At 74.7% G+C, this 16,758-nt stretch carries 19 protein-coding genes; 5 read left to right on the forward strand and 14 right to left on the reverse strand.

Annotated elements, in window-relative coordinates; all coding sequences use genetic code 11:
• Positions 1–98 precede the first annotated feature (98 nt).
• Together KRR39_RS23610 and KRR39_RS25730 are read left to right on the forward strand one after the other, a co-directional pair.
• A complete protein-coding gene (locus KRR39_RS23610; protein WP_216939772.1) occupies positions 99–1,280 on the forward strand; it encodes a saccharopine dehydrogenase family protein in 1,182 nt (393 codons plus the stop codon).
• A 152-nt stretch (positions 1,281–1,432) separates the two neighbouring features.
• Positions 1,433–2,914 (forward strand): lysozyme family protein, encoded by a 1,482-nt coding sequence (locus KRR39_RS25730; RefSeq protein ID WP_302053527.1) that lies wholly within the window; start codon positions 1,433–1,435, stop codon positions 2,912–2,914.
• 3 nt (positions 2,915–2,917) lie between these two features.
• Here the strand turns inward: KRR39_RS25730 and efeB are convergent, their stop codons facing one another.
• From efeB to KRR39_RS23635, 4 genes are all read right to left on the reverse strand, one after another.
• Positions 2,918–4,198 carry an iron uptake transporter deferrochelatase/peroxidase subunit gene (gene efeB / locus KRR39_RS23620; RefSeq protein ID WP_216939773.1) on the reverse strand — a complete coding sequence of 427 codons (1,281 nt, stop codon included), beginning with the start codon at positions 4,196–4,198 and terminating at the stop codon, positions 2,918–2,920.
• Positions 4,199–4,202: 4 nt separating this feature from the next.
• Positions 4,203–5,375, reverse strand: a complete 1,173-nt coding sequence (gene efeO / locus KRR39_RS23625) for an iron uptake system protein EfeO (protein ID WP_216939774.1) — start codon at positions 5,373–5,375, stop codon at positions 4,203–4,205.
• A gap of 22 nt (positions 5,376–5,397) precedes the next feature.
• Entirely contained in the window at positions 5,398–6,270 is an 873-nt protein-coding gene (gene efeU, locus KRR39_RS23630) for an iron uptake transporter permease EfeU (protein WP_216939775.1), read from the reverse strand.
• A gap of 94 nt (positions 6,271–6,364) precedes the next feature.
• Positions 6,365–7,222, reverse strand: coding sequence for an NAD(P)-dependent oxidoreductase (locus KRR39_RS23635; protein WP_216939776.1), 858 nt, complete (start codon positions 7,220–7,222; stop codon positions 6,365–6,367).
• A 106-nt stretch (positions 7,223–7,328) separates the two neighbouring features.
• On the opposite strand from KRR39_RS23635, the gene KRR39_RS23640 reads away from it, so the two are divergent.
• Positions 7,329–8,057 carry a M50 family metallopeptidase gene (locus KRR39_RS23640; protein WP_254185388.1) on the forward strand — a complete coding sequence of 243 codons (729 nt, stop codon included), beginning with the start codon at positions 7,329–7,331 and terminating at the stop codon, positions 8,055–8,057.
• Positions 8,058–8,068: 11 nt separating this feature from the next.
• Here KRR39_RS23640 and KRR39_RS23645 read toward each other — a convergent pair whose 3' ends face one another.
• Genes KRR39_RS23645 through KRR39_RS23655 form a run of 3 tightly spaced genes read right to left on the reverse strand, consistent with a single transcriptional unit; the run spans position 8,069 to position 10,002 of the window.
• Positions 8,069–8,479: an ATP-binding protein gene (locus KRR39_RS23645; protein ID WP_216939778.1), complete on the reverse strand. Its 411-nt coding sequence runs from the start codon at positions 8,477–8,479 to the stop codon at positions 8,069–8,071.
• On the reverse strand, positions 8,469–8,804 hold the full coding sequence (locus tag KRR39_RS23650; RefSeq protein ID WP_216939779.1) for an STAS domain-containing protein: 336 nt from the start codon (positions 8,802–8,804) through the stop codon (positions 8,469–8,471). Before KRR39_RS23650 ends, KRR39_RS23645 begins: the two co-directional genes overlap by 11 nt.
• 25 nt (positions 8,805–8,829) lie before the next feature.
• Entirely contained in the window at positions 8,830–10,002 is a 1,173-nt protein-coding gene (locus tag KRR39_RS23655) for a PP2C family protein-serine/threonine phosphatase (RefSeq protein WP_216939780.1), read from the reverse strand.
• A gap of 158 nt (positions 10,003–10,160) precedes the next feature.
• On the opposite strand from KRR39_RS23655, the gene KRR39_RS23660 reads away from it, so the two are divergent.
• Positions 10,161–11,261 (forward strand): protein kinase domain-containing protein, encoded by a 1,101-nt coding sequence (locus KRR39_RS23660; protein WP_216939781.1) that lies wholly within the window; start codon positions 10,161–10,163, stop codon positions 11,259–11,261.
• A 39-nt stretch (positions 11,262–11,300) separates the two neighbouring features.
• Positions 11,301–11,717, forward strand: a complete 417-nt coding sequence (locus KRR39_RS23665; protein ID WP_216939782.1) for a VOC family protein — start codon at positions 11,301–11,303, stop codon at positions 11,715–11,717.
• Here KRR39_RS23665 and KRR39_RS23670 read toward each other — a convergent pair.
• From KRR39_RS23670 to KRR39_RS23700, 7 genes are all read right to left on the reverse strand, one after another.
• Entirely contained in the window at positions 11,714–12,445 is a 732-nt protein-coding gene (locus KRR39_RS23670; RefSeq protein WP_216939783.1) for a glycosyltransferase family 2 protein, read from the reverse strand. The two genes, KRR39_RS23665 and KRR39_RS23670, sit on opposite strands and share 4 nt — an antisense overlap.
• Entirely contained in the window at positions 12,442–13,422 is a 981-nt protein-coding gene (locus tag KRR39_RS23675) for an acyl-CoA dehydrogenase family protein (protein ID WP_216939784.1), read from the reverse strand. Before KRR39_RS23675 ends, KRR39_RS23670 begins: the two co-directional genes overlap by 4 nt.
• Positions 13,419–13,985 carry a class I SAM-dependent methyltransferase gene (locus tag KRR39_RS23680; RefSeq protein WP_216939785.1) on the reverse strand — a complete coding sequence of 189 codons (567 nt, stop codon included), beginning with the start codon at positions 13,983–13,985 and terminating at the stop codon, positions 13,419–13,421. Before KRR39_RS23680 ends, KRR39_RS23675 begins: the two co-directional genes overlap by 4 nt.
• Positions 13,982–14,728, reverse strand: a complete 747-nt coding sequence (locus KRR39_RS23685; protein WP_216939786.1) for a PIG-L deacetylase family protein — start codon at positions 14,726–14,728, stop codon at positions 13,982–13,984. The genes KRR39_RS23680 and KRR39_RS23685 overlap by 4 nt, the downstream gene beginning before the upstream one ends.
• Before the next feature lie 99 nt (positions 14,729–14,827).
• The gene (locus KRR39_RS23690) at positions 14,828–15,220 is read right to left on the reverse strand and encodes a sulfatase-like hydrolase/transferase (RefSeq protein ID WP_254185389.1); all 393 of its coding nucleotides are present in this window, start codon (positions 15,218–15,220) and stop codon (positions 14,828–14,830) included.
• Positions 15,102–15,884, reverse strand: a complete 783-nt coding sequence (locus tag KRR39_RS23695) for an alkaline phosphatase family protein (RefSeq protein ID WP_216939787.1) — start codon at positions 15,882–15,884, stop codon at positions 15,102–15,104. Before KRR39_RS23695 ends, KRR39_RS23690 begins: the two co-directional genes overlap by 119 nt.
• Positions 15,885–15,916: 32 nt before the next feature.
• Entirely contained in the window at positions 15,917–16,756 is an 840-nt protein-coding gene (locus KRR39_RS23700) for a hypothetical protein (RefSeq protein ID WP_216939788.1), read from the reverse strand.
• Positions 16,757–16,758: the final 2 nt, after the last annotated feature.

Here is a 16,758-nt window from a genome sequence, read left to right on the forward strand (position 1 = left end):
GCCGTCCCGCTCGTGGGGGTGGGACGTGGACGGGGCCCGTGCGGTTCCCGGCCGGCCCCTGGCAGAGTGAGGCCCTTCCCCCACGCCCGAGGAGACCCATGCCCGACCGCGAGTTCGACGTCGTCCTGTTCGGCGCCACCGGCTTCACCGGCGGGCTGACCGCCGACTACCTGGCCGGCGCCGTACCGGAGGGCTGCCGCTGGGCGCTGGCCGGCCGCACCCCCAGCAGGCTCGAGGCGGTGCGCGACCGGCTGGCGCGGACCGACCCGTCGCTGGCGGCGCTGCCGCTGCTGCACGCCGACGTCACGGACCCCGCCTCGATGGCCGACGTCGCGTCCCGAGCCCGGGTCGTGATCACCACGGTCGGCCCGTACGTCGAGCACGGCGGCCCGCTCGTCGCGGCCTGTGCCGAGGCCGGCACGGACTACGTCGACCTGACCGGCGAGCCGGAGTTCGTGGACCGCACCTACGTCGAGCACCACGCCCGGGCGGTCGAGACGGGTGCACGGATCGTGCACGCCTGCGGCTTCGACTCCGTGCCGCACGACCTCGGCGCGATGTTCACCGTGCAGCAGCTGCCGGCCGGGGTCCCGCTGCGGGTCCGCGGCATGGTGCGCAGCAACGCGACGCTGTCCGGCGGCACCCTCGCGTCCGCGCTCGGCGCGTTCTCCCGCTCGCGGCAGATGAAGCAGGCGCACGCCGCGCGGCGCAGGCTCGAGCCGCGCCCCGAGGGCCGTTCGGTCCGCACCACCGCGAAGCGGCCGCACCACGACCGGGACGCCGGCTTCTGGCTGGTCCCGCTGCCGACCATCGACCCCTTCGTCGTCCGCCGCTCGGCGGCCGCCCTGGAGTCCTACGGCCCGGACTTCACCTACAGCCACTACGCCGCGGTCAAGCGGCTGACCACCGTGGTGGGCGGGATCGGCCTGGTCGGCGGGGTCGCGGCCGCGGCGCAGGTCCCGCCGCTGCGCCGGCTGCTGATGAGCCGGCTGCCCCAGGGCGAGGGGCCCAGCGAGGAACGCCGCGCGGCGTCGTACTTCTCCGTGCGGTTCATCGGCGAGGGCGGCGGACGCCGGACCTACACCGAGGTCCGCGGCGGCGACCCGGGCTACACCGAGACCGCCAAGATGCTGTCGGAGTCGGCGCTCTGCCTGGCCTTCGACGACAACCCGCCGACCGCCGGCCAGGTCACCACGGCGGTCGCGATGGGCCAGAACCTGCTCGACCGGCTGGTCCGGGCGGGCCTGTCGTTCACCGTGCACCGCACCGTGGAGGCCTGAGCGGTTCCACGAGCTGGAACAATTGTCGGTTTTGCCGCGCGGGTCCCGATCCTCGAAATAGCCTGGCCCGGCAGGTGACGTAGAGGGTCTGGGAGACACGTTTCAACATGAGTGTGCGGTTGCGCCTGGGTGCGCGTTTCTCGGCTGCCGTCATGGTCGTCGCGGTGCCCGTCTCGATGACCGGTCTGTCCCCGGCGATCGTGCCGACCTCGCAGCCGGTGGCCCCCCGGGCCGTCGCCTCCGCGCACGTCAGCACCGCGCCGATCGCGCCCAGCGTCACCACCCTCCAGCGTCACTACGTGCGGACGCTGCCGGTCTCCCAGCGGCCCCAGGTGGTCGCCGAGCAGACCACGATCACCGGCGGCCTGGCGCTGCGCACCAAGGCGGAGCGGCACCGCAAGATCGCGGTCTCGAGCTCCAAGGGCAGCCACGTGTGGACCGCGAGCTCCCTGGCCGAGCACGACCTGCCGTCGGCCGCGCTGCGCGCCTACAAGCGGGCCGCCGCCTCGATCGACACGACCGACCCCGGCTGCCACCTCCCGTGGACGCTGCTGGCCGGCATCGGCCGCGTCGAGTCCGACCACGGCCGGTACGGCGGCTCGGTGCTCGGCAACGACGGCGTCCCACGCCCCGCGATCGTCGGCGTCGCGCTGAACGGCAAGGGCCCGGTCGCGGCGATCAGCGACACCGACCACGGCTCGTTCGACGGTGACAAGGTCTGGGACCGTGCCGTCGGCCCGATGCAGTTCATCCCCTCGACGTGGCTCGGCGGCGCCGGCCGCGACGGCGACGGTGACGGCGTGAAGTCCCCCAACGACATCGACGACGCGGCCCTCGCGGCTGCGGCGTACCTCTGCGGCGCGGGGGGCGACCTCTCCGACACCCCCGCGGAGAACGCCGCCGTGTTCCGCTACAACCCCTCGGACTACTACGTCGCGCTGGTCACGGCGTTCGCCCGCGGCTACCGCACCGGCGTGTTCGTGATCCCGTCCCCGGACGTCGCACCCGGCTCCGGCGACGGCGTCGACCGCGCGCAGGCTCGTCAGGACCGCCTCGCCAAGGCCCGGGCCGTCACGGCGCGGGCGGCGAAGGTCACGGCGGCCAAGGCCGTCCGGGTGGCCGCGAAGACCGCCCGGCTGAAGGCGGAGCAGCACGCCCGCGCGGCGAAGAAGGCCGCCGCCCTCGCCGCGGCCAAGGCCAAGAGGGCCGCGAAGGCGAAGGCCGCCCAGGCCGCCGCGCACCCCTCGCCGAGCGCGTCGCCCACCCGCAAGCCGAGCCCCGCGCCGAGCAAGACCCCGAGCAGGGCGCCGAGCCCCGCGCCGGCACCGGCGCCGTCGGCCACCCCGACGGCCCAGGCTCCCCAGCTGGTGCTGCGGCCGCTGACCGGCACCCTGACCGGGTCCGGCACCACGTGGAGCGTCGACGGCCGCGAGCTCGACCTCGGCCAGGACCGGGCGGGCACGCCTGCCGCCCGCGACTACGACGGCACGAACGGTGTCCAGACGCTCGGCGAGGAGCTGGCCGGCCTGGTCGACACCCAGGTCACGGTGCAGGTGAAGGACGGCACGACGGTCGTCTACCTGATCCAGGGCCTGGACTACCGCGGCGCCGACGGCAGCTTCACCACCCCCTGACCCTCAGGTGAGGAGGGTGTCGCCGAGGAAGCCGCCCTTGCGGACGCCCGGGGGGACGGCGAACAGGCCCGAGCCGGTGTGCCGGAGGTACTCCATCAGCCCGTCGTCACGGGAGAGCCTGGTCTGCATCGGGATGTACTGCGTGGCGGGGTCGCGCACGTAGGCGATGAAGAACAGGCCGGCGTCGAGGCGGCCGAGGTCGTCGTTGCCGTCGGTGAAGTTGTAGCCCCGGCGCAGCATCCGCACCCCGTTGTTCTGCGTGGGGTGCGCCAGCCGGACGTGCGAGCTCATCGCGACGAGCGGCTGGCCGTCGTTGCCCTTCAGGGACAGGTCCGGCTCGGTGAACTCGGTGCCGCCGGACAGCGGGGCGCCGACGTGCCGGTCGCGGCCGACCAGGGTCTCCTGCTCGCGCAGCGAGGTGCGGTCCCAGGTCTCGATCATCATGTTGATCCGGCGGGCCACCAGGAAGGACCCGTCCGCGAGCCACGCGGCGCCGTCGTCGTCACCCTGGCCGACCCAGACGTGCTCGTCGACGGCCTTCGGCTCCTCGGCCTTGAGGTTGGCGGTGCCGTCCTTGAACCCGAACAGGTTGCGCGGGGTGGCCTGCGAGGTCGACGTGGACGACGTACGCCCGAAGCCGAGCTGGGACCAGCGCAGCGCGGCGCTGCCGAACGCGATGCGGGAGAGGTTGCGGATCGCGTGCACCGCGACCTGGGGGTCGTCGGCGCAGGCCTGCACGCAGAGGTCGCCGTCGCTGCGCTGCTCCTGCAAGGCGTCGGCGGGGAAGTGCGGGAGCCGGCGCAGCGCCGCGGGCTGCCGGTCGGCGATCCCGAAGCGGTCCTTGCCGTCGGCGTCGCGGAACAGCGACGGGCCGAACCCGAACGTCAGGGTCAGCCTGCCGGGCGGCAGTCCGGCGGCCTCGCCGGTGTCCCCGGGCGGGGCGTCGTAGGGCAGCGGGACCCCGCCGCCCACGGGACGGCCCTGGGTCATCGCGGCGGCGGCCGCGGTCCAGGCCTTGAGCAGCAGCAGCAGCTCGGCGCGGGAGGTGGCGGTGACGTCGAACGCGGCGAAGTGCAGCCGGTCCTGGGCGGGCGTGACGATCCCGGCCTGGTGCGTGCCGTGGAAGGCGTAGCGGTCGACGCCCTCGCCGTGCGGTCCGTCGGTCGCGCGGGCCGCCCCGATGCCGCCGGCGAAACCGGCCGCGCCCACCGCGGCACCCGCCCCGGCGTACCCGAGGAGGCGCCGGCGGCTGACCGGGGGAGGGGTGGCGGAGGGCTCGGTCATCGGATCAGAGCGTCACGGCGGCGGTCAGCTTCGACAGCGGCTCGGACAGCGCGTTCACGGCGTCGGAGAGCTGCTTGACCTGGGTGGTGTCGAGCTTCTCGTAGCTGACGAACCCGTCGGCGCCGACGCGGTACTGCGCGAGCATCGACTCCAGCGCGGTGAACCGGTCGGCGATCTCGGACTCCAGCGCGGGGTCCTTCTGCTTCAGCACCGGCCGCAGGCCCTCGAAGGCGACCCGGGCGCCGTCGATGTTCGCCTGGAAGTCGTAGAGGTCGGTGTGCGACCAGATCTCCTCCTCGCCGGTGACCTTGCCGGTCGCGACCTCGTCGAGCAGGCTCTTGGCGCCGTTGCCGATCTGGTCGACGGTGAAGGTGAGCTTGCCGATCCGGCCGTGCAGCGTCTCGGTGTCGGCCAGCAGCTGGTCGGCGTACGTCGCCCGCTCGGCCTTGGTCAGCGCGGTGTAGGGCTGGTCGCTCGGCGGCCACAGGTCCTTCTCGATGCGGTGCCAGCCGGTCCACTTCTGGCCGGCCTCGAGGTCGGCCTCGCGGGCGTCCATCTTGGGGTCGAGGTCGCCGAACGACTCGGCCACGGGCTCGATGCGCTCCCAGTGCACCCGGACGGTGGGGTACAGCGTCCGGGCCCGCGCGTCGTCCCCGGAGGTGTAGGCCGCGACGAACCGCCGCGTGCCGGCCAGCAGCTGCCCGGACTCGTCCTCGACGTACTCCCGGTAGGCCGCGTTGGCCTGGTCGACCTGCTCCTGCACGGCTGCGGAGGCCTTGCCCGACCCGCCGGACTCGGTGACGGTGAGCTCGCTGCGGATGCCCGTGCCCTTCATGCCGGGCTTGCAGGCCGGCACGTACGTCGCGGCGTCGGCGTTGACCACGAGGGTGCGGGAGAGCCCCGGGCCGATGTTCTCGACCTCGGCCACGATCCGCTTGCCGTCGGCGGCGTAGAGGTAGAACTCGGTGACCTCCTGGCCGGTGTTCTTGATCGTGAAGACCAGGCGACCGGACGGGGCGGTGTCCGACGACAGGTCGCAGGCGTCGCTGCTCGACGTCACCGCGATGGTGCGACCGTCGGTCGCGTCGGAGGACGAGGAGGAGTTGTCGGTGCAGGCGGCCAGGGCGGGCAGGCTCACGCCGGCCACGAGGGCAGCAGCGAGTCGTCGGTTCTTCACGGGAGGGTTCCTTCGGGGGAGCTCAGGAGGGGGAGCCGGCGGGCGTGCGTGCCGGGGCGGTGGGGGCGGTGCTCGGGCGGTTGTTGCGCCGGATCTGCCGGAAGAAGAGCGTCATGGTGACCCCGACGTAGAGCACCCAGGCGACGGCCTGCAGCCAGGTGGTCGCCGGGGAGAAGTTCAGGGTGCCCTTGAGGATCGTGCCGATCCACGAGCCGGGCGCGATCACGTTGCTCACGTCGAAGGCGAGGCTGTCCAGGCCGGGCAGCACCCGGGCCTCCTGCAGGTCGTGCAGGCCGTAGCCGAGCACGCCCGCCGCGACCAGGATCAGGATCGCGCCGGTCCACGTGAAGAACTTCGCGAGGTTGATCTTCACCGCGCCCCTGTAGAACAGGTAGCCGAGCAGCACGGCGGTCCCGAGCCCGAGCGCGGCACCGAGCAGCGGGCCGGCGGTCGAGCCGCCCGTGCCGGCCGCGGCCTGGGTCGCGGCCCACAGGAACAGCGCGGTCTCCAGGCCCTCGCGACCGACGGCCAGCATCGCCACCAGGACCAGGCTCGCGCCGCCGGCCGCGGCGGCCACGTCGACGCGTCCCTTGAGGTCGCCGGACAGGCTGCGGGCGGAGCGCGCCATCCACATCACCATCCAGGTGACGAACCCGACCGCGACGATCGACAGCACGCCGCCGATGGTCTCCTGCGCCTCGAAGCTCAGGCCGCGCGGTCCGAAGGTGAGCAGGGCGCCGAAGGCCAGCGAGACCGCGACGGCGAGGGCGACGCCGCCCCAGACGCGGGGCAGCAGCTCGCGCCGGTCCGACTTGACCAGGTAGGCCACCAGGATGACGACGACGAGCGTGGCCTCGAGCCCTTCACGGAGCCCGATCAGGTAGTTCGCCAGCATGGGGGAAGTCCTTGCATCAGAGGTAAGCCTGCCCTAACTAAGCGCAGGCTAACACTGCTGCCGTGCTGCCGTCACTCCCGCGGTGCGGGCGCGCTCAGTGCTCCAGGTACGTCGCCGCCAGGTCCAGGTCGCCGTGCCCGGCGGCCAGGGCGCGGGCGAGGTGCTGCTGCACGAGCTCCAGGACCCCCAGGTCGGCGCCGGCGTCCCGGGCGGCCTCGACGATCAGCCCGGCGTCCTTCGCCGCCCCGTCCAGGCCGAACGACGGCGTGAAGTCGCCGGCCAGCATGGCCTTGCCCTTGAGCTGGACGTACGGCGCGTCCATCGCGCCGCCCTTGACCACGTCGAGGAACGCCTCCGGGTCGACGCCCAGCGCCCGGGCCAGGCTCAGCGACTCCGCGATGCCCTCGACGACCGTGAGCACCCACGAGTTCGCGACCAGCTTGAGGCGGGTGCCCTGGCCGGCCTCGCCGACCCACACCGTGCGCGAGCCGATCGCGTCGAACACCGGCTGGACGGTCGCGCGGGCCTCGTCCGGCCCCGAGGCGAGGACCACCAGGGCCCCGTCCTCGGCGGGCTTCCGGGTGCCCAGGACCGGCGCGTCGACGTACACCAGGCCGAGCTCGGCGGCCAGCTTGGCGAGCCGCTCGGCGCCGGCGACGCCGACCGTGGACTGCTGGACCAGCACGGTGCCGGGGGCCAGCCCGTCCCGCGCCCCGGCCAGCGCGGACTCCACGGACTCGACGTCGAAGAGCATGGTGACCACGACGGTGGCCCCGCGGACCGCGTCGGCGGCGGTGTCGGCGACCTGGGCGCCGGAGCCGGCGAGCGGCTCGGCCTTGGCGCGGGTGCGGTTCCACACCCGCAGCGGGAGGCCGGCGGCGGCGATGTTGCGGGCCATGCCGGCGCCCATCGTGCCGGTGCCGAGGAGTGCGACGGTCGGCTGGTCGGTCATGTGTCCACCTTGGGGTCGTCGGTCTGGTCTGGTCGGGTCCGTCTGGTCCCAGCGTCCGCGCGGGCTCGAAGATTCCCGCGACCTGCCGGCTGGCAGCATGAGGGGGGTGAGCGCACCCGGCACCGGCAGCGTCGTGGGGGACGTGTGGGACCAGGTCACCACGGCCTCGCCGGTGCCGTCCGCGGGCCTGGTGCTGGCCGCCGCCGCGGTAGCCCTCGTGCTGGTGCTGGTCCCCGGCGCGTGGCGGCGCACCCGGCACCTGGTCACGATCGCCCACGAGGGCGCGCACGGCGTGGCGGCGCTGCTCAGCGGCCGGCGGCTGGCCGGGATCCGGCTGCACTCGGACACGTCGGGGCTGACCGTCTCGAAGGGCCGCAGCAGCGGGCCGGGCATGGTGCTGACCGCCGGCGCCGGGTACGTCGGTCCCGCGCTGGTCGGGCTCGGGGCGGCGTACCTGCTCTCGCGGGGCTACGCCGTCGGCGTGCTCTGGGCCCTGCTCGTGCTGCTCGCCCTGCTGCTGCTGCAGATCCGCAACTTCTTCGGCCTGTGGTCGGTGCTGCTCGCGGGCGGGGGCCTGTTCGCGGTGACCTGGTGGGCCGGGGACGGGGTGCAGCTGGTCGTCGCCTACGTCGTGACCTGGTTCCTGCTGCTGGCCGCGCCCCGGCCGGTGGTCGAGCTCCAGCAGGAGCGCCGCCGCGGCCGGGCCCGGAGCTCGGACGCGGACGTGCTGGCCCGGCTCACCCGGGTGCCGGGGGTGCTGTGGGTCGGCGGGTTCCTGCTCGGCATCGCCGGCTGCCTGCTGCTCGGCGGCTCGCTGCTGGTCCGGCTGCCCTGACGTTGCGACCCTCAGAGGTCGGTGCGGTTGCGGACCAGCTTCCAGGTGTTCCGGTCCCCGATCCGGACGTACTGCAGGTCGTCGAGCGTGGCCTTGGCGAGCCACAGACCGCGGCCGCTCTCGGCCATCTCGTGGGGCAGCGTGTCCATGCCGGAGAGGTCCGGGGCGGCGACGCCCGTGTCGGCGAGGATCCCGACCAGCCGGTCGGGGCTGACCTCGAGCTCGAAGGCGTAGATCACCTGGCCGGGCGGGTGGCCGTGCTCGACGACGTTGCCGTGGATCTCCACGATCGCCGTCTCGAACATCGAGACGTCGGTCTCGTGCAGGTCGGGGTGCTCGCGACGTACCAGCTCGAGGAGGTCCTGGAGCAGGTCGAGGGACTCGGGCACGGCCAGCCCCCGGAGCGCGTACTCACCAGCCATCCGTGGCCGCCTCGACGGTGGGGTGCGCGCGCAGCACCCGGTCCAGGTTGGTCAGCGCCAGCACGGTCGCGACCTGCTGGGCGACGCCGGTGATCCGCACGTCCCCGTCGCCCTGACGGGCCTTCTTCAGCCCGGCGATCAGGGTGCCGAGCCCGGAGGAGTCCATGAACGAGACGGCGGCCAGGTCGACGACCACCCGCGGGTGCCCGGACTCGACGGCCTGGTCGATGACCGCCTTGAGGCGGGGGGCCGAGACCATGGTGAGCCGGCCCTCCAGACGGAGCACGGTGACGCCCCGTTCGCGGTCGGTCTGCTCGATCTCCATGCGGCTCCTGTTGCGGTGGGGGACGTCAGGCGACGTCGTGGCGGCGGACCACCACGGCGGTCACGTCGTCGGTGGCGTGGTGGTCGCGGGCGTAGGCGGCCACGATGTCGACGACCTCCTGCGCGGTCGAGCAGGACGCGACGGTCTCGCGGGCGGCCTCGCGGGCGTCCTCGATGGTGTCGAAGAGGTCCAGCAGGCCGTCGCTGAGCGCGATGAACGTGTCGCCCGGCTCGAGCACCACCCGGTCGGCGCGCCACGGCTCCCACGCCGGCGCGCCCAGCGGCAGGCCGTCGGACTCGAACTGGTGGGCCTCGCCGGCGCGGGTGACGATGCCGGCGATGCCGTGCCCGGCGTCGACGTAGGTCAGCGTCCCGCTCGCCGGGTCCAGGCGGGCTGCCAGCAGGGTGACGAACGTCGAGGTGTCGAAGAGGTCGGACTCCAGCGCCGCCGCGGCCCGGTTCACGGCCGTCTCGACGTCGTTGAAGCGGGAGGCGCCGCGCAGCACGGAGCGGACGCTCGCGCCGATGATCGCGGCGGGGATGCCCTTGCCCATCACGTCCGCGATCACCACCTGGAAGTCGTCGCCGAGGAGGTGCCAGTCGAAGAAGTCGCCGCCCACGGCGGACGCGGGCAGGCAGACGCCGGCGACGTCGTACCCGGGCAGGTGCGGGGTGCGTCGCGGCAGCAGGGTGCGCTGCAGCTCGCCGGCCCGGTCGAGCTCGTCGGTGCGGGCCAGCTCGGTCTCCACGAAGTCCGCCAGCTCGCGCAGGATGGCGAGCTGGTTGTCGTCCAGGGTGCGGGGCCGGGTGTCCACGATGCAGAGCGAGCCGACACGGGCGCCGCCCGGTGCGTGCAGCGGCTGGCCGGCGTAGAACCGGACGCCGCCCTCGGCAGTCACCCCCGGGTACGACGCGAAGCGCGGGTCGTGGACCGGGTCGGTCACCACCAGGGCCCCCTCGCCGCGGATGGCGTGGTCGCACATCGAGGCGGAGCGGGGGACGTCGTCGCGGTTGCCGATGCCGACCTCGGCCTTGTTCCACTGCCGGTGCTCGTCGATCAGGCTGACCATCGCCATCGGCACGTCGAACATCCGCCGGGTGAGCCGGACCAGCCGGTCGAAGCGCTCCTCGCGGGGGGTGTCGAGCAGGTTCAGGGCAGCCAGGGCCCGCAGGCGGGTCTCCTCGGTGAGTGCGACCATCGTGCTCCTTCCGCGGCCGGCCAGGTAGAGGTATCGGCCGACCCGCGCGGATGCTGACCCATTCCCCGATAGTCCGTGACGTTCTTGCTCCCCGAGGACCCGCCCGGGGACAAGTACGTCACGGACTATCGGGGGTGGGTGGGTGGCACGATGAGCCGATGCCGAGGATGCGGGTGGGGGAGACCCTGCACAGCGACACCGGGACGCCGTACCTCGTCGTCGGCCCGCTGGGCGAGGGCGGCTTCGGCGAGGCGTACGTCGGGCAGCAGCTGTCCGCCCGCGGCACCCCGCAGCGGACCGTCGCGATCAAGGTGTGCCAGAGCCTCGAGGACTGGCACGGCGAGGCGTACTTCGGGCGGCTGCTGCAGGGCGACCCGCGCGTCGTGGAGCTCCTGGACGCGTTCGTCACCGCGACCGGACGCGGCCAGCGCCAGCGCCGCCGGCACGTGCTGGTGTTCGAGCACATGGACGAGGGCACGGTCTGGGACGCGGTCGAGCGCGACGGGCTGCGCTGGAGCGAGGGCAAGGTGCGCGCCGAGATCCGGGCGCTGCTCAAGCTGCTGCGCCGGATGCACGGGGTGTGGATCATCCACCGCGACATCAAGCCCGACAACGTCTACCTGCGCGACGGGCGGCTGGTGCTTGGCGACTTCGGGATCACCAAGCTGGCCCTGGACCAGAAGGGCTCGGACGCCTCCAAGTTCCAGCCGGACTTCGCCCCGCGCGACCTCGCCTCCAGCACCCTGTGGGGGCCGGCCGAGGACATCTTCCAGGTCGGCCTGCTCGCCGCGACCCTGCTGTCCGGGGAGATCTGGTGGAACGACCTGGTGTCCGCGCGGGCGATCGCCGGGCTGGACGCCGACGACGCGTTCAAGAGCTGGATCTGGCACGCCACCGGTGCCCGGTCCAAGCGCTACTGGCACGCCGACGACGCGCTCGACGCGCTGTCCTCGCTGCGCCGCGTCGACGTCGCGCCCGGCCGGGCCCCGCGCACGCTGCGCGACCAGCCGGTGGTGTTCAGCGGCCGGCTCGACGGGCTGACCCGCGCCCAGGCGATGGCCCGGGCCCGGGCCGTGGGCGCCCACCCCCAGACCCGGCTGACCGACGCCACGACGGTGGTCGTGGTCGGGCGGGTCGGCACCTCGGAGGGCCTGAAGATGTTCGGGGTGCGCGAGCGGCTGCGCACCGGCCAGCCGATCCGGGTGATCAACCAGGAGCAGTTCGTGCGGCTGACCCGGCGGGTCCGGCTGCGCGGCTGAGACGTCCCGGGTTTGGCGGGCGCTGCGAGGGTGGGACACATGCCCATCGCCACCAGCTCCTACGCCCACGTCCGGATCACCGTCACCGACATCGAGCGCTCCCGGGCGTTCTACGACGCGGTGCTCGGCCTGCCGGTCGCCTTCGAGCTGCCGCCGGACGCAGACGAGGCCACCCGCGAGCAGCTGTCGTTCCTGTTCGGCGGGGTGATCTACCGGCTCGGCGACTCGCTGTTCGGGCTCCGCCCGGTCAGCCGCGACGAGTTCGACGAGAACCGCACCGGGCTCGACCACCTGAGCTTCGCGGTGGCCGACCGTGCGGCGCTCGAGGACGCGCTCGCCGTGCTGGACGCGCACACCGTGCCGCACGAGGAGATCAAGGACATCGGCGTGGGCTGGATCCTGGAGTTCCGCGACCCCGACGGGATCGCCCTGGAGCTCTTCGCCGCGAAGTCCTAGGCGACGCCGGCCGACGGCTCCAGGCCGGCCAGCCGGTCGGCCAGCCCGCCGGCTGCCCGGCCCATCAACCGGCCGCTGGTGACCACCGAGACGCCGGTGGTCCGCAGCAACCGGTGGCCCCGGGCCTCCAGCGCGTCGACGAGCGCCTGGTCCTCGCCGTGCACGGCGTGCGGGAAGCCGCCGACGTCGAGGTAGGCGTCCGCGCGGACGGCCAGGTTGGCGCCGTACACGTGCTGGTGCGTGTCGCCGTCGGTCTTCTCGCGGAGCAGCCGGTCGTAGGCCGCCGACGCCTCGGCGCTGCCCCGCCACCGGTCGAGGGTGGTGACGCCGACGACCGCGGCCGCGTCGACGGCACGGGCGGACTGCAGGATCCGGCCGACCCACCCCGTCCCGACCTCGGTGTCCGCGTCGGTGGACAGCACCCAGGTGCGTCCCGGGTCGCCGTCCAGGCGCGCCAGCCCACGGCGTACGCCGGAGTCGCGGACCTGCCCGACCGTCACCGACGACTCGTCCCGGGTGACCCGGGCGTCGCGGCGCCGCCCCAGCACCCCGCCCGCGCGTACGGCGGTCAGGTCGGCGCACCGGTGCGCGACGACCTCGAGGGCGCACCGGCCGACGAGGCCCTGCTCGACGGCCAGGTCCAGGGACGCGCACACGCCGTGCAGGGTCCGGGCGATGCCGTCCTGCTCGTCGCGGGCCGGCACCACGACCACGACGTCGACGCTCATCCGGTGGGCTCGCGGGTGTCCAGCGCGTGCCGGCCGGCCGCCTCGTGCGCGAGGTCGACGTGGTGCTGGCGCACGAAGATCGCCAGGTCCGCCAGCGTCCGGGCGAGCCGCGCGTCCCCGCTCAGCCCTCCCGGCCCGACGATCCGCTGGGCCTCGTCGACGACCTGCTCGCAGGCGGTGACCACGCAGGTGCGGGCCGCGGTGGTCTCGCGGGCGAGCCGGTCGCCGTCCAGGTCGGGCAGCCGCCGCGCGGTGGCGGCCACGACGGTCCGGGCCTGCCACACCGCCTGCTCCGCCACGCCGAGCCGGCGAACCTGGTGGGCGGACGGCGTGAACCGGCGCAGCCCGGCGGCGACCTGCTCCAGCACCGACTGCGCACCGCCGGCCCAGACGGCCGCGACGCCGAGCCCGCCGACGAGGAAGCCCGGACGGCGCAGGTAGAAGTTCTCCGGCCCCACCACGTCGTCGGCGCCGCACGGCATCGAGGCGGTCACGGTGAACGACCGCGAGGCGTCCATCGCCGAGGTGTGCCAGCTGTCGCGGTCGGCGCGCACCGCGTCGGCGGCGACGTCGAACAGCAGGTGGGTGTCGGCGTCCACCCAGCCCGGCAGCAGCGCCCGGTCGACGACGTCGATGCCGGAGGCGAACCGCAGCTCGCCGTCGAGGTGCCACCCGGTCCCGTTCGCACGGGCGCCGACGCCGGTGCCGGCGGAGCGCGACGCCCAGACGCCGTACACGCCGGGTCGGGGCGCGGCGCCGGCCTGGTCGAGGATCCGCAGGGCGTCGGCGTGCCCCTCGACCAGCCGCGCCAGGCACAGGTCGACGCGGGCGACCTCGGCGAGCGCGTCGGCGAAGCCGGGGAACGGGCCGGTCCACACCTCGGTGTGCTCGGCGGCGAGGTCCCGGACCGCGGCCCGCATCGCCGCGGTCGACGACCTGACCTCGTCGGCGCGCACGGTCAGCGCGACGGCGCTCACGCGGGGGCCTCGTAGACGTCGAGCAGGAAGTCCTGGTCGACGTGGGTGACGAGCGTGCGCACGTCTCTCCTCACGCAGTCGAGACGGATCCGGGCGTGCATCTCGGGCCCGCCGCGGAACGCGTCGTGGGGGTGGTGCGCCCAGTGCACGACGACCAGGTGGCCGCCGGGCTCGCACCGGGACCAGAGCGCGTCCAGCGCGCCCTCCAGGTCGGGGACGTAGTAGAGGAACTCGGCGGCCACGACGAGGTCGACGGTGCCCTCGAAGGGCACCTCGGGCAGCGTGGACCGGTGCACGCTGACGCTGGGCAGGTCGCTGGTGCGCTGCCGGGCGAGGGCGACCGCGGTGTCCGACACGTCGGAGGCGACCAGCTCCCCGACCCGGTCGGCCAGCCGGCGCGAGACCAGGCCGGGCCCGCAGCCCGGCTCCCACGCGCGCCGGTAGCGCTCCGCGGGCAGCGCGGCCAGCAGCACGGCCAGCTTGCGGCGCTCGTACCACGAGGTCTCGACCTGCCACGGGTCGTGGTCGGCCTGGTACATCGCCTCGAAGTCGGGGACGGTCATCGGCGCACCACGCACTCGTGCGGCCACGCGACCACGGCCGGCGGGAGCACCGGTCCGAGGTGCGGGGCGAGCGGCTCGACCTGGGTGCGGTACCCCGCGAGCGCCGTACGACGGGCCCGGCGGGCCGCCTCGCCAAGGGCCACCTGGGCGACGTCGTCGGGGACGTCGACGGGGTCGGTCCAGTGCACGGTCCAGAGCAGGAACTCCGCGACCCGGTCCGGTCCGCAGACCGCCAGCGCGGCCCGGGAGACGGCGCGGTGGTCGGGGTGCGGGTCGGCGTGCCACAGCGTCGCGACCCGGTCCGGCCGGTGGGTCTCGACGGCGCCCCGCACCGCGGCCTCGACCCGTCCGGGGTCGTCGGCGAGCCGGCTGTCGGGCAGGCCCAGGGCGGTGCAGCCGGCCAGCCCGAGGGCCGCGCCGGCCCGGTGCAGCTCGGCACGCCGGCGCGCGGCGAGGTCGCCGACCGGCTCGCCGACGTGGTCGAGCGCGGCCTCCCCGGAGGTCAGCGAGACGACCTGCACGTGCACGCCCGTCGCAGCCAGCTCGGCGAGCGTGCCGCCGAGCGCGAGGGTCTCGTCGTCGGGGTGCGCGACCACGACCAGCAAGCGGTCCCCGGCGGCGACGCCGACGGCGGCAGCGGGCGACACCGGTCTGACCGCGTCGAGCCGCCGCGCCCACGCGTGGGCGTGCACCGGGTCGGGGGTGACCCGGGTCGGGGTGGTCGGGTGCGGGGTCGCGGCCACGGGACTCCAGGGAGGGGGAGGACGGCTGGGGGCTCAACCGTCCGCGGGGTGGTACCCCGTCTTCCCGAAACCGTGCGTCCGGTCGGCGGCCCGGGCGTGTCAGCGGACGCTGAGCGTCTGCCGGGTGTTCAAGGTGCTGCCCGGCACCCGGGGCAGGTCGAGCAGGTCCAGCACCAGGTTGGCCAGCTCGCCGTTGCGGACCGGCTGCCGCCCGGCGTACGACGGACGCCCGACGCCGGGGTCGCGGCGGTCGTCGGCGTTCAGCGCGTACAGGTCCGCGCCCTTGGCCACGCCCACCCCCCACGCCATGAACGGCACCGTGTAGTCGACGGCCTTCGTGGGGTCGGTGTGGCCGGCGCCGAGGCCGCCGTGGTCAGCGGTGAGCACGACGGCCACGTGCCGGCGCAGCCGCGGGTCGGCGGCGACCGCGTCGAGGATCCGGCCGACCTGGGCGTCGGCGGCCCGCACGGCCCGCAGGTAGGTCGGCGACATGAACCCCGCGGCGTGGCCGGCCCGGTCGGGCTGCGCGAGGTGCACGAAGCTCAGCTCGTCGGGGGGCGCTGCGCAGCCGGCCCAGCAGCCGGGTGACGTTCGCGGCCTCGGTGGACACGGTGTAGCGGTCGATCTTGTCGCGGCCGTCGTTGGCGCCGACCCGGTCGACGGCCCCGTGGCCGGCGTCCCAGGACCGGTTCAGCAGGTCGAACTTGTGCTTGGCGGAGTAGAACGCGGTGGCGCGGCCGCGGTCGTGCGCGACGTCGAACATGCTCGCGACGTAACCGCCCGCGGTCCGGTGCAGGGTGCTGCCGTTGTCGTCGTTGAAGGTGACCCGGTGGCCGCCGGCTCCCGTCACCTGGCGGCCGGTGACCATGCCGGTGTGGTTCGGCAGGGTGATCGTCCGCTCGTAGGCGGAGCGCGCGTTCAGCGTCGTGGCGCCCTGGGCGATCATCCGGTGCAGCGCCGGGGTGCCGCCGGCGCCCAGCTCGCGGATCGCGTCGGGGTTGAGACCGTCGACCGAGATCGCCACCACGTAGTCGACCGGGTCGTCGGCCGAGCGGGGGCCGGCCGTGCTGGTGTCCGCGCCGACGGCGCAGGCCGTGGTGAGGGTGACGGCCAGCGCGAGGCCGGGCGTGCGGGTCAGGAGGCGGCGTGACGGCATGGATCTCCCCGAGATGAGTGGTACGACGTCCCCTATCGTCCCTCATCGGTGCCGGGGCCGGGCGCGCCCGGCCGGAGCCAGGCGGTCCAGCGCTCCAGCGCCAGGTAGCCCATCGACTCGTACGTCGGGCGGCCGTCGTCGCTGGCCACCAGCACGGCCGGCGCCCCGGGGTCGGCGAGCGTCGCGGCCCACGTGACCGCGGCGCCGGCGCCCCTGCCCCGCGCGGCCGGCAGCGCGGCGACGTACTCCACGAGCGTGGTGCCGGCGGCCCGGTGCGCCGCCGCGACCGAGGCGGGCTCCCCGTCGAGGTACCCCACCCACACGCGGGTCGGGCCGCCGAGCAGCCCGGGCGCGAGCACGCTGCCGGGCGGGGCGCCCGGCATCGGGTAGCCCTCGACGAGGACCCGCTCGGCGACCGCGAGGCCCTCGGCGTCCCGCACCTCCCGGACCTGCACGCCGGGCGGGTCGGCGCGCGGCCGTGGCGCGGGCAGCCGGAGCATCAGCGGCGGGTGGCCGATCAGCGCCAGGCCGTGCGGGGCGAGGTCGGGCGTCAGCCACGGGCTGAGCAGGAAGTAGGTCGTGCCGCTCGGGACCAGGTCCGCGATCTCGGCCACCACCGCCTCGGCCTCGCCGTCCGCGACCGGTGCGGTCAGCACGACCGGGTTCACCAGCGCGCCGTCGCCCTCGCCGAGCACCGCACCGGCCCAGCGGTCCGTGCGCCGCCACGGCCGGCCGAGCGCGCCGGCGACCTCGACCGGCCACGAGGCGTGCACCAGCACGGCGCGGCGCACCAGGGTGTCGTCGGCCGGGACGTCCACCTCCCAGCCGTTGGTCAGGTGCTCGCCCTCCGCGGGAAGGATCGACCCGGTCATGG

Source organism: Nocardioides panacis (genome assembly GCF_019039255.1).
GTDB lineage: Bacteria > Actinomycetota > Actinomycetes > Propionibacteriales > Nocardioidaceae > Nocardioides_B > Nocardioides_B panacis.